Raw genomic sequence first — 12079 nt, forward strand, 5'->3', positions numbered from 1 at the left:
GCGGGGTGGAGCAGCCCGGTAGCTCGTCAGGCTCATAACCTGAAGGCCGCAGGTTCAAATCCTGCCCCCGCAACCAAACAAACTTGAATATTTGCTCATTCAAGGCGCCTGATACAAAGCTCCTCCGCTCAAGCGTCGAGGAGCTTTTTGCGTTTCTGCCAAGTGTCGAGCTCGACGGCACGAAGCCGCGCTGAAAGACGCTCTTGGGTAATTTCGACTTCCGTTCGCGGGGCACGCGGTGTCGCCGATGGGATGGATGGGGTGCGAGCCCGCTTCGGGCCATGGCTTGACCGAGGGCATCCGAAAGATCAATACCGACCGGCCCGCTCTTTCCTGTTCCTACAAGCTGGGAGCAATGGAGCGCATTGATGTTTTGTCATGTTGTCTCGGGCCGGTTGCAAGACAGTAGTATGCACACGCCGATCTGTTGCCTTGCTGCGGGAGAGGGTTCCTCATGACATGAACACAGTTCGCCTGCTCCTGCTTTCGAGCAGGATGGCAATGGCGATATAGACGGCCGCCAGTACCCAAAGCGTCAGGAAGGGCTCGCGAACATCCGGAATGGAAGCGCCCATCTGCGATACGGCAACCATACCGTTTATTGCAGAGGTGCTGGGCAGCAGCGTCGCCACGGCGTGCAGGAAGGGCGGTATTGCTTCTGTCGGCCAGGAAAAGCCGGCGAGAAACAGGAACGGTATCCCCAAGGCGGCCGACACCAGTTGCACGGTCAGCGGATCGCGAAACAGGCCGGCCAGAACCATTCCCAAGGCGCTGACCGCAAGCACGAAGGGCAGGGCGAAGGTGAATATCGAGAGCGGCGTTCCCAGGCGGGGGATACTGTAGAGATAGGGAAGCGCAATCAAGTAGAACGACATGATGACGGTTTCGAGGATCAAGTAAGCTAGCAGCTTCCCGCAGACAGCTGCGGCGGGACCTGCCGATGCGGCCAGTTCGCCGCTGAGTGCATCGTTTTTGTAAGTGCCGAGCAAGCCGACGCCAATCAGAAGCGTCTGCTGCAGGATCAGAACGAAGGCGGCGGGAAGGATGTAGGTCGCGTAGCCGCCCTGGGGGTTGAATAGCGTGACTGCCGTCAGCGGCATCGGGTCGGCGGCGGCGGCGGCAAGCGCAGGATCGACGTGGGCGGCAGTCAGCCTTGCCGTTTCTACCTCAGCTCCCATCGTTCGCGCGACAGAGGCAACGCCGCCGGACAAGCGCTGATAAACCAAAAAATAGCTGGAATCCGCATATAGCGCGATTGGCGACTGGCGATGGTGCAGCAATTCCCGTTCGAAATACTGAGGGATCACAAGCACTCCAAAGAGATTGCGCGCGTAGATGTCTCGCTGGGCGCTGGCTTGATCGGGAAAGACCCCGCCGACCGCGACATCGGCGGAGGCATCGACGCGCCTTGCCAACGCGCGGCTGCTATCGGTCCCGTCTAGGTCGACGACAGCAATCGGCACATCCCGCAACACTTCCGTGCGATAGGGCTGCGGGTAGAACGCGGCGTAGACGACGGATGCAAGAATGAGGACGGCGAAGGCCGGTTTCAGCGAGAAGATACGCACCAACTCGATCCGGCAGACTGTCAGGATGGCCTTCATTCCGGGGCTCCTTCGACAGTTGTTTGCGGGAGCGGCAGCGGCCGGCCGCGGGCGCGGATGATCTCGAGCCGCAGTGCGGTCAGGCTTGCTAAGAGCAGCACCATGAAAAGCAGGACGGTGATGGGCTTCCAGGAGAGGTTGACCGGCGTCCCCCTTATGGTCTGGTCGATGCGCGCCATCAGGTACCAGGTACCCGGGATCATCTGCCCCCAGTGATAGGCAAACGCGTTCATGCCGATCCGCGGGAAGCCGATGCCCATGAAACCAAAGGCAGGCGCCATCAGCAGGGTGCCGATGCTGATCGCGCTTGCCATCGGCCGCAGCAGCAGTGCAAGAAGTACTCCGATGAACTGGTCGGCAAGGATGAACAGAATGCCGGCAAGGATCAGCATATAGCGGTTGCCGCGCAAAGGCATGTCGAGCACACCGAACAGCACCCAATCGGAAATGCCAAGCACGACAAGAAAGAGCAGGGTGTAGGGCAGAATCTTCCCGGCCATCGCCGGCCACAATCCGCCGCCCAGGCGTCTCAGGACGCGAAGACGATGGGGCGTTTCGACATCAAGCCCGACGGCATAGGCCATTGTCGTGACAATGATGACTTGAAGGACGCTCGGAAGCAAAGCTGCGAGGAGAAAATGCGCATAGTTCAGCGTGGGGTTGAAGAGCGGATTGACCTGGACCGGGATCGGCGCCAGCGAGGCTTGCGCCGCTTCGAGCGGTTGTCCTTCCGCCGTTCGCAGCGACAGCCGAATGCCGGCCGCAACAGCAGGCACGGCGGCATTGATGCCACGCAGCGCGAGATTGCCCGATGTCATCGTCTGTGTGTTGTAGAAGAAGACGACTTCCGGCCGGCGTCCCCCATAGACGTCGCGTTCGAGATTGAGCGGCAACATCAGAAGACCGCGGACCTGACCCGACAGGATCAGCTGCCTGCCTTCCGCGAGATCACTGACGCGGCGCGCGACAGCTGTATCCGGTGTCGCATCCACGGTGCGAATGATCGTCCTTGACAGGTCGGTGCCGTCGAGATCGAGCACCGCAATCGGAAGCCGGGTCGCCAGGCCCGCGCTGAACACGATTGCCAGAGATCCCATCAGCAGCAGCGGCAGAACGGTCGTTAAAAACAGCAGAAGGCGTCGCCGAGAGAAGCGATCGAATTCCCTTCTGAAGACGACAAGGAGGCCGGGGCGGAGCCGCCCCTTCGCCATCATGTCAATGCCCCGCCAGCGGCCATGACGCGATGGCGCTCATGCCAGGGCGCAAGCCTTGGATCTGTTCGACGGGGTTTGCCCGTACCTCGAATGTCCGAAGATCGAAGTCGCCGGTCGCGCGCGTGGCTCGCCACGTCGCATATTGCCCCTGCGCGTTGATCGTCGTGACCTTCACCGGAATTCTGGCATTGTTCATCGCCGGTACGGTGACATCGAGGCTGTCTCCGATTTTCAGCCCTCTCAACAGATCCTCGCGCACGTTAAACGTGAACCATGGATTTTGCAGATCGATGAGCGAAAACAAGGGAGCGCCGGCGGAGAAATTCTCGCCGAGTTCAGCCACGCGTGTCGTCACCTGCCCAGAGATCGGGGAGTGAATAACCAATTCCGCAACGTCAGCCTGTTGCTGGTTCAGCGCCGACTTCGAGCGCTCGACTTGGGTCGCCGCGAGCGCCTTTTCTTCCTTGCTGGCGCCGGCGACCGCCAGTGCAAGATTGGCTTCGGCTGACTCGCGCTTGCGGATGGCCGCCTCCAGGTTGCGCGTTGTTTCGTCAACACGGGACTGCGTCGAGGCGCCCGTCGTGATCAGTTTTGCCTGGCGGGTGGAGTCCTCCTGATAAAGCGTAACGTCGGCGTCAGCGGCTGCCAATTCGGCCTTGCGCGCGGCGATTGTCTCGGGTCGGGTGCTGTTGACCCGAACGAGATCCGCTTCGGCGACAGCAAGTGCTGCTTCGGCCTGATGCAGCCCCGCGACAAGCTGCGGACTTTCCAACTCAGCGATCACCGCACCGGCTTCAACCGTATCGCCGACGTCGGCATTAAGCTTGGCAATTCTGCCCGAAACGCGCGGGCTGATGTCGACCCGGTTGGCTGAAACTTCGCCTTGAACGATAAGCGGTGGCGGTCTTGTCGCAAACCATAGAAGTGTCCCAAGACCGATAAGAACCGCGAAGCCAACCAGAACACGAACCAATCGCCACATTCAATTCGTTCTCCAAATAACAAGGCCAGTTTGGACACGCTTGCTGATGACAGAAAGGCCGCCACCCGTCTTGGATAATCGTGACATCACTATACGCAACAGACCAAAATCACAAAAGCACCATGGCGAAAATCACAGCGCGCCGCCCGTCACCGATGAGCGCTTTGTACGCCTGGCCAGGGGCTGAATAGGTTGCTTGGCGTATTGATAGGCGTAAATCCGCCGGTCAAGATGATATCGACACCCGATTTTCATAGTCCATGCCGCGTCACCCGCGAAGCTCGTAAAGCTCAGTTTGACCTCTACGGCCCCTGACGCTGACCGTGCCGATAAACGCGAAGCTGAAGCTTACTTCGACCGCGTCGCGGATCGCGTTGCTTACCAGGATTGAGGTTCCGTAGTCCCGGTTCAGGCCCTCCAGGCGCGAGGCGATGTTAACAGTATCGCCGATGGCGGTATATTGCCGGCGGCTCTCGGCACCGACGCTGCCAACGACGGCCGGGCCGGTGTGCAGGCCGAAGCGGGTGACTAGTTCGGGGCGACCATCGGCACGGTTGGACGCATTCATCGTGTCGATCGCCGCTTTCATCGCCAGGGCGCAGCGGCAGGCGTTTTCGACGTGCCGGCCGTCGCGGATGGGCGCATTCCACATCGCGAAAATGGAGTCGCCGATATATTGCACGATCGTGCCGCCGTGGTGCTCGACGATCACATTGAGTGCTTCGAAATAGCTGGAAAGCAAGGCAACGACGTCTTCAGGCGAATGTCGCTCGGAGATCGTCGTGAACTCGCGGATGTCGGTGAAGAGGACGGTGATCTCCTGCCTGGAGGCCGAGCCTATGGCTGATTGGCCGGCAATAACGATCCTGCGAACGAGCTCGCGCGGAACATAGAGCGCAAACGTCCGAATGGCATCACGTGCGGAGCCCAGCGCCGTTGCCAGGGCGTTGACCTCTGAGATCCAGGAGCGTGCGACGCGACTCTTTCTAAATTCCAGATTGCCCAATTGCCTTGCCTCGTCGGCCAATGCATAGAGTGATCGGCTGATCAATCGGGAGATGATGATCGCGGCGATCGCGCCAGCCGCCAGGAAGGCGGCCGCGGCAGCCAGGTTTCGTCTCAGCGTACGCTCGACCGGCCCGACGAGATCGTCGAGTGGCGCGGCGATGACGACCGTATAGTCTTTCAGCAAGCCGGCTACTTCGGCATGAAAACTCTGGGCGAGATATTCACGACCGTTCACGCCCAAGCGCACGACTTCGCCGTCCGCCACGCCACTGCCGTGCGCCATGTTCGTGACCGCTGGAATAGCGGGATCCATCGTTGCCACGTCCGTAGCCGTCAGCGTCCGGCCGCGTCGAAGCTGATCGCGCAGCTTTGTCATGACCGCACTGTCGGAATGCACGATCAGACGGCCCGTATCATCGAATACATAGGCGTGCGCCTGTTCCGAGACCGCACCGACATCGACGACTTCCCCGAGCGTCAGAAGCATTACATCGGCGCCGATCACGATGCGATCCCTGCCCGCCACAGGTTTGGCCAAGGTCAGGGTCAAATAATTGGTCGCGGCCGAAATGTAGGGGCCGACCGAGGTTGTTCGCCCCTCGGAAAGCGGGACGGTGTACCAGGGCCGAAAGCGTGGGTCGAAGACGTCGTCACGATCGGCGCGCCGAGTGATAAGGCGGGAGTCTTTGTCGAAAAAGGTCCATGTTGTCACCGGGATGCCGAGGACCTTGGTGATGGTGCGAATGGTGAATGCGGCGCCGGCCGGCGCATTCAACGTGTCGCGCCAGGCCGGATTTGCACCAATATCGATGGCCTGTATGTAGGTCCCGTCCGGATATCCGATGTGGACCGCGTCTATCCGGAAGGACGACTTCAGCAGTTGCAGCAGGAGGTTGCGCTTCGCTGGCAGGTCCCGGGGAGGCGGCGTAAGCATTTGCGGGACTGCCGAGGCCGTCTCGATGGCGGCATATCCGCTGCTGAAAACATTGCGATAATCCTCGATGGTACGAAGGCCGAGCTGACGCATTTGCGCTTCACCCGCGGACAGGGCGGTCACCTTGCCTTGCGTATAGGCCATCCAAACGAGCGGCAGTGCCGTACAGGCCAGCAGCCCGACAATGATGACGCTGAGATGCAAGCGCAGGGGAAATGCCCAGCCCAATGGCGTCCTCGCTTCCATCTCGGGCCTGTCGCGGTGTTCCATTCCTAACCCCCAAGAGCGATCGCGATGCCGACCAGCCCGAGGCCGAGGCACGTCATCGTTATGCCTGCGTTGAGCGGTCTCGCGTCCGAAAAATGCGCCCAGGCGTAGCCCGTCAGGAAGAGCAGGGCAATCAGCAGAAAATTGCTGGTTCTCAGGGCAAGGTCGGCGCTGCCGATCATGAAGAAAGGAATAACTGCGGGCAGTGAGGTCGCCGACACCAAGAGGAAGACAATCAAAGCAGCGAGAAGGTCGTCCCTCGACAGACGAAGCTTGGCGGGGCTTCCGCGTCGTGTGAGGTCGAGCATGGCTTTGTAGAGCGCCTCTTCATCCGCAGCCACAGAAACAAGCGGTTCGTCGTGGAGCGGAAATTCCTTCCTGAGCGCGGAGATCGCATCCTGCTCGCTTCTGGCGGACCTGATCTGTCGAAGGACGCGCCCGCGCCTGCTCTTGTAGAACACCGTGCCCAAGACAAACAGCACGGCGTCGATGATGCCCCATGCCACGTTGCAGCCGATTGTCCCGACGATCAGCTCCCGAACATCAAGGCCCTCCTGGCTGAAAATGAGCCGTGAGCCCACGGTAAAAGTAAGGGCCATAATCAGTCCGAAGAGGACTTCGCCGAGAGCATCGCCCGGGTCAATTACCTCCGTGATGTGGGGTCTGCCGAATTCCACCACTTGCCAGATCCTCCCGGTTGCTGGTTCCTCAAATGGAACGATCCGACCCCTCAATGATTACGTATGCAGACTCTAGAATGCGATAGGGACCGGAGGCAATCGATGAGCCGTGAGCGCGGGCGCAAGAAACTGATGCTGAGGATCCCCGAGATCCGCCATTTCCTCGCCTCCCCGGCAAGCGAGACACTGAGCGATCTCTTCGAATCGTACGATCTGGCAGCCGATTGCCTTGAACGCTTCCGTGCGGCAAGCCCGACGGATGAACGGCGGGTCCTCGAGTATGAGGGACTCTGTCGTGAGATCGAGGCGGAAGTGGTGGTGTACTGCGGCGAACGATACGGGAAGCAGATGCGTTCGTGACGTGCCACGATGACCCTCGTTGCCCGAACGGGGCTTACAATACAACATGTCCGACCGAAACGCCCGTCCCGAGGGCCAGGACTTTCGAGAAATCTGTCGATGCGCTATCCATCCCGTATCCCAGGACCCCACCCGCGCCGTTACTCGACAGGCGGCTCCCATGTCAGAAAGAAGCCGACGTCGCCGGGCATGCCTCCCGGGAAATTGATGATCGCCGCTTTCAGGCCGTAACCCTGTGGCTTTGCGACCTGTTCGAACAGATCGTAGAGTTCCTTGGCTTTGCCCTGCAGGGTATTCTGCCAGCCCGGAAGGTTGTTGTTGATGCCGCGACCGCTGTCCGAGCAGAGGCTGGACGGGAAGCTGTAAATCATTGCTTCGTATTTTCCGTCCGCGGCGGCCTTGGTCACCAGGCGCTTGATGATCGCACGCTCATTTTCGCCAACGTGCTTCTGGAAGAAGTCCTCGAGGAACTCTGAGTGTTTCTTCGCTTCGCGCGCCTTGATCTTTTCGTCGCGTTCCATCTCCGCGAGCTGAAGCTCAAGAGCACGCTTGCGCAGATCTTCAGCGCTGGTCATTGGTTGAGGGGTGGTCTCGCTTGCAGTCATCGCCATGTCCTCCAAGTTTTCCAAAGGATAAAATGAGTATGGGCGCTTAGGCAGTAAGATACGCGTCGCGTGCGGTAGTATACGGTATATTACGCGGCGGGCCACAGGTTCGCGATCACAGCGATCGATTCCAATGCCACCTTCATACTTGACAAAGCGGTGGGGTAGTCCTATTGGGTAAACGATAACCCAATGGAGGATGGGGTGACGGTATCGCTTTCAGACATAGCGGAACGGGCGGGAGTCTCGATCAAGACTGTCTCCGGCGCCCTGCATGGCGGTTCCGCCCGCATGTCGGAAGAGACGCGCTCGAGGATCAAGATGATCGCCGACGAACTCGGCTATGTCACCAATCTCGCTGCCAGAGGCATGCGGCAGGGTTGGCTGCCGTTGATCGGCGTCGTTGCCGACGAGCTCATTACGTCACCCTTTGCCACCGAGATCATCCGCGGCCTAGATGGTGCTGCTCGGACGGCGGAAATGGCCGTCTTTGCAATGAATCTCAACGGTACCCGCGACGTTGGTTCGGTTCTGGAGGAAGTTCGTCGCTTTCGCCCTCGAGCCATCGCCTATGCGGCGATGTACCACAAGACGGTGGCGCTGCCGGAAGAACTGGTCGGAAATGTCGGCATCATGATCAACTGCAGCGAAGCCAACGGCCGCGTGACCTCGCTGGTGCCTGACGAAGAGGGGGCTGCTGTGGAGATCACGCGTCACCTCGTCGCCGCCGGGCGTCGCCGCATTGCGTTTATCAATCTTCCGGGCCTTCTCGCCGGCGAATTGCGCGAGCGCGGCTTTCGCAGGGCACTCGATGAGGCAGGCCTTGCCCCGATCAGCGTGCTGCCGGCGGTTCGTCGCCCTGTCTATAGTGATCGCGCGCCCAGCCTGGTCGCAACACACGTTGCTGCACTCATGAGCGCGGGCGTGCGCCCGGACGCCATTCTCTGTGGTAACGATCGTGTCGCCATGGAGGTGTATTCCGCTCTGCGGCGCGCGGGTGCTCGCATTCCCGACGACGTCGCGGTGGGGAGTTTCGACAACCAGGTCGAGATCGCCACGCGGCTCGATCCGCCGCTGACGACGATGGCCCTTCCGCATCGCGCGATGGGTCGGCTAGCGGCGGAGATACTGCTCAGTGATGAGCCGGCGCCGCCGGACACCCGACGCCTGCCGTTCCAACTCATCAGCCGATCTTCCATTTGAAATTCAAGACAGCGTCCCACTCAAGGAGGAGAACTAAAATGGGTAAACGTTTACTTTCAGTGCTTCTGGCATCGGCTTCTCTTGCCGTCACAGCTGGTCTGGCGGAAGCCAAGACTGTCATTCACATGATGCACCAGGGCGATCCGGGTTGGGTAAAGACCTACGGCGATGTTGCGAAGCGGTTCGAGGAAGCGAATCCGGATGTCGACGTCGAGCTCATCTATGCCCCGCATGATGCCTACAATGAGAAGTTCAGCGCGGCTGTGATGGCCAAGCAGTTGCCAGACATCATGGAACTCGATGCGCCGTTTCTTGCCAACTATGTGTGGTCGGGATACCTGCAGCCGATCAAACCGTTGATCGAGAAGGATATTCTTGACGACATGACGCCGTCGAACGTCGCGCAGGGTACCTATCCGATCGACAAGGACCTCTATGCAGTCGGTCTGACCGACTCCTCGGTGGTGCTCTATGGCAACAAGAAGTACCTCGAGGCGATTGGCGCACGTATTCCGAAGTCCGTCGACGACGCCTGGACGAAGGCCGAATTCGAAGGGTACCTGGAAAAGCTCTCGAAGCTCGACGGTGTCAAATGGCCGATCGACACGTTCCGCGGCTATGGCATCAAGACGGAGTGGATCACCTATGCCTATGGGCCGCTTCTCGACTCGGCAGGTTGCGATCTGATCGACCGGACATCCTGGAAGGCGACGGGTACCCTCGACAGTGAGGCCTGTGTCAATGCGCTGACGATGATGCAGACGTGGGTCAAGAACGGATGGGTCGTTCCGGGTTCTTCAGGCACAAACCAGTTCTACGCCGATGGCAAACCGGCCGCATTGGCGCTCGGCGGTCACTGGTTCTACGCGGAGGCGGCCGCAGCGATGAAGGACGATATCGTCGTCATGCCGCTGCCCAAGCTCGGCGACAAAGGGGTCAGCCCGAACGGCACCTGGATCTGGGGCGTCACGAAGTCATCAGAGCATCCCGACGTTGCCGGCAAGTTCCTGAGCTTCCTTCTGAAGGACAAAGCCTACCGCGAGTTTGCCAAGGAGAATTCGGGCTTCCCTGGGCTGAAGAGCTTTGCCGCCGACTCGCCGGTCTATGCTCCGGGTGGACCAATGGCGGTTGCCTTCGAACAGGCATCGAAGACTGCTGTCGCTCGTCCTCCACATCCCGCTTATCCGACGATCACATCTGCCTTCATGCAGGCCGTCGACAAGATCTTCAATGGCGGTGACGCCAAGGAAGCGTTGTCGGAAGCCGCGCAGAAGATCGACGAGGACATCGAGGACAACGCCGGCTACCCGCCCTTCGACACACAGCAGTAAGCCCCTTGCCGCCAGGTCGTCCCTGTAGGCGGCCTGGCGGCAACGCCCTTAGTTTTCAGGAGGAGGAGATCATGACTTTGCAACAATCGCCCGTCGCCGGGCGGCTCCGCCCCGGCGGGCGGCGGGATCCGCGTCGGCTGGCACAGGAAGCGCTGATGATCGCACCTGCTGTCCTGCTTCTCGCCTTCTTCCTGATTGCGCCGTTCCTGTTGTCGTTCTGGACGTCCATGACGAACCAGCCGCTGGTGCCGCGGCCAACGCCGGTTCGGTTCGTCGGATTGCTGAACTTCCAGCGTATCTTCAAAGATCCGTTGTTTTGGACCTCGTTGTGGAATGTGTCGCGATTTACGTTCTGGGTCCTGCCGGTCCAGTGTGGCCTTGCTTTCGCAACAGCCCTGCTGCTGCACCAGAAGATACCTGGCCGCAATCTGTTGCGTGGCATGTTCTTCCTGCCAGCAATCACCTCAATGGTCGTCGTCTGCGTCATCTGGGGTACGCTGTTCCAGTATCCAAGTGGACCGTTCAACCAGATCATAGGCTTCCTGTCCGGAGGCCGGATCCAGCCGATCGACTGGTTGGGTGACCCAAATTGGGCGATGTTCTCGATCGTGCTGCTTTCCGCCTGGCAGGCCTACGGCTTCCAGATGATCGTCTATCTCGCAGGCCTCCAGGGAATACCGGACGAACTCTATGACGCCGCCAAGATCGACGGCGCGAACGCGCTGGGACGGTTCTGGCATGTGACGATGCCGGGCCTGCGGCCGACCCATGTCTTCGTGCTGGTCATTACCACCATTCAGGCGTTCAAACTCTATACTCAGGTCGCCATCCTCACCCAGGGCGGACCAAAGGGGAGCACCGAAACCGTCGTGCACTACATGGTACGAGCCGGATTCGAGGAGCAGAAGCTCGGCTATGCTTCGGCCGTCTCCGTCATCCTGTTCGTCATCGTACTCGTAATCGCGCTCATCCAGCGCAAACTCTTGAGGCGCTTCGATGTCTGATCTCGTCATGAGCCAAGCGACGCCGGTCGTGAAGCCTTGGGCTTCCAGCAAGGCGTCATTCCACCTCGTCCAGGCTATCTGCATCTTTATCATCGCGCTGGTGGTGATCTCGCCGTTGTTTATGCTGTTGATTGCCAGCCTGAAGGACGATCGCTTCCAGATTTTGGCGGATATGGGCAGCTTCCGCGCCTTTTGGGTCTCCGATCCGACTCTCGCCAACTTCAAGGAAGTCGCACACTTTTCGGGCGAACTGGCCTTCGGCCGCTACCTCCTGAATTCGCTGCTGATCCTTGCAGTCACCGTCGGCGGCGGCCTCGTCGTCAATTCCATGGCCGGCTTCGTGCTGGCCTGGGGCTCGCTGCGCGGCAAAGCCGTGTTGCTCGCCTTAGTCGTTGCTCTCTACGTCATTCCGCAGGAGAGCATCATCATGCCGCTGGTCGTGATGGTTTCGCGCGCCGGCATGACAGATACGTTCGCCGTGCAGATTCTTCCCTGGGTCGCGAGCCCTCTTTACATCTTCCTTTTCTACCAGTTTTTCGCTCAGCTTCCCAAGGAACTCTACGAGGCGGCAGAGATCGATGGCGCTTCGGTTTTCCGTATCTATCGCTCGATCTATATGCCGCTCAGCCTGCCGGCGCTGGCCACCGTCTCGATCCTCATGGGGATCGAGAGTTGGAATCAATATCTTTGGCCGACCCTTGTGACGCAAACCGACTATGCACGACCGATATCGGTGGCCATCGCCACCTTCTTTGGCCAGGACAGCATTTATTGGGACCGTGCCATGGCTGCCTCCGTTCTTATGATGATCCCGATCCTTGCTCTCTACCTCGCTTTCCAGCGCTGGTTCGTGAGTTCGTTCGTCGGCTCTGCCGTGAAAGGTTGAT

General features: G+C 59.8%; 11 protein-coding genes. 5 read left to right on the plus strand and 6 right to left on the minus strand.

Annotated elements, in window-relative coordinates; genetic code table 11:
• Positions 1 to 452: 452 nt before the first annotated feature.
• The 5 genes from FHX16_RS12515 to FHX16_RS12535 form a co-directional block, all read right to left on the minus strand.
• A complete protein-coding gene (locus FHX16_RS12515; protein WP_183862527.1) occupies positions 453 to 1604 on the minus strand; it encodes an ABC transporter permease in 1152 nt (383 codons plus the stop codon).
• Positions 1601 to 2818, minus strand: coding sequence for an ABC transporter permease (locus FHX16_RS12520; protein ID WP_183862525.1), 1218 nt, complete (start codon positions 2816 to 2818; stop codon positions 1601 to 1603). The genes FHX16_RS12515 and FHX16_RS12520 overlap by 4 nt, the downstream gene beginning before the upstream one ends.
• 1 nt (position 2819) lies before the next feature.
• On the minus strand, positions 2820 to 3800 hold the full coding sequence (locus FHX16_RS12525) for an HlyD family secretion protein (RefSeq protein ID WP_183862523.1): 981 nt from the start codon (positions 3798 to 3800) through the stop codon (positions 2820 to 2822).
• A gap of 268 nt (positions 3801 to 4068) precedes the next feature.
• Positions 4069 to 6012 carry an adenylate/guanylate cyclase domain-containing protein gene (locus FHX16_RS12530; protein ID WP_183862522.1) on the minus strand — a complete coding sequence of 648 codons (1944 nt, stop codon included), beginning with the start codon at positions 6010 to 6012 and terminating at the stop codon, positions 4069 to 4071.
• 2 nt (positions 6013 to 6014) lie between these two features.
• Positions 6015 to 6686: a VIT1/CCC1 transporter family protein gene (locus FHX16_RS12535; RefSeq protein WP_183755955.1), complete on the minus strand. Its 672-nt coding sequence runs from the start codon at positions 6684 to 6686 to the stop codon at positions 6015 to 6017.
• Between the two features lie 105 nt (positions 6687 to 6791).
• On the opposite strand from FHX16_RS12535, the gene FHX16_RS12540 reads away from it, so the two are divergent.
• Entirely contained in the window at positions 6792 to 7049 is a 258-nt protein-coding gene (locus FHX16_RS12540) for a hypothetical protein (RefSeq protein ID WP_183755954.1), read from the plus strand.
• Between the two features lie 140 nt (positions 7050 to 7189).
• Here FHX16_RS12540 and FHX16_RS12545 read toward each other — a convergent pair whose 3' ends face one another.
• The gene (locus tag FHX16_RS12545; RefSeq protein WP_028758707.1) at positions 7190 to 7654 is read right to left on the minus strand and encodes a hypothetical protein; all 465 of its coding nucleotides are present in this window, start codon (positions 7652 to 7654) and stop codon (positions 7190 to 7192) included.
• Between the two features lie 192 nt (positions 7655 to 7846).
• Between FHX16_RS12545 and FHX16_RS12550 the strand changes: the two genes are divergently transcribed.
• The 4 genes from FHX16_RS12550 to FHX16_RS12565 all read left to right on the plus strand — a co-directional run bounded on the left by FHX16_RS12550 (position 7847) and on the right by FHX16_RS12565 (position 12078).
• Positions 7847 to 8857 (plus strand): LacI family DNA-binding transcriptional regulator, encoded by a 1011-nt coding sequence (locus FHX16_RS12550; protein ID WP_183862520.1) that lies wholly within the window; start codon positions 7847 to 7849, stop codon positions 8855 to 8857.
• Positions 8858 to 8895: 38 nt separating this feature from the next.
• Positions 8896 to 10188: a sugar ABC transporter substrate-binding protein gene (locus tag FHX16_RS12555; protein ID WP_183862518.1), complete on the plus strand. Its 1293-nt coding sequence runs from the start codon at positions 8896 to 8898 to the stop codon at positions 10186 to 10188.
• Positions 10189 to 10259: 71 nt separating this feature from the next.
• On the plus strand, positions 10260 to 11192 hold the full coding sequence (locus FHX16_RS12560) for a carbohydrate ABC transporter permease (RefSeq protein WP_016556916.1): 933 nt from the start codon (positions 10260 to 10262) through the stop codon (positions 11190 to 11192).
• Entirely contained in the window at positions 11185 to 12078 is an 894-nt protein-coding gene (locus FHX16_RS12565; RefSeq protein ID WP_183862514.1) for a carbohydrate ABC transporter permease, read from the plus strand. The genes FHX16_RS12560 and FHX16_RS12565 overlap by 8 nt, the downstream gene beginning before the upstream one ends.
• Position 12079 lies beyond the last annotated feature (1 nt).

The organism is Rhizobium sp. BK661, from assembly GCF_024808825.1.
Lineage (GTDB): Bacteria > Pseudomonadota > Alphaproteobacteria > Rhizobiales > Rhizobiaceae > Rhizobium.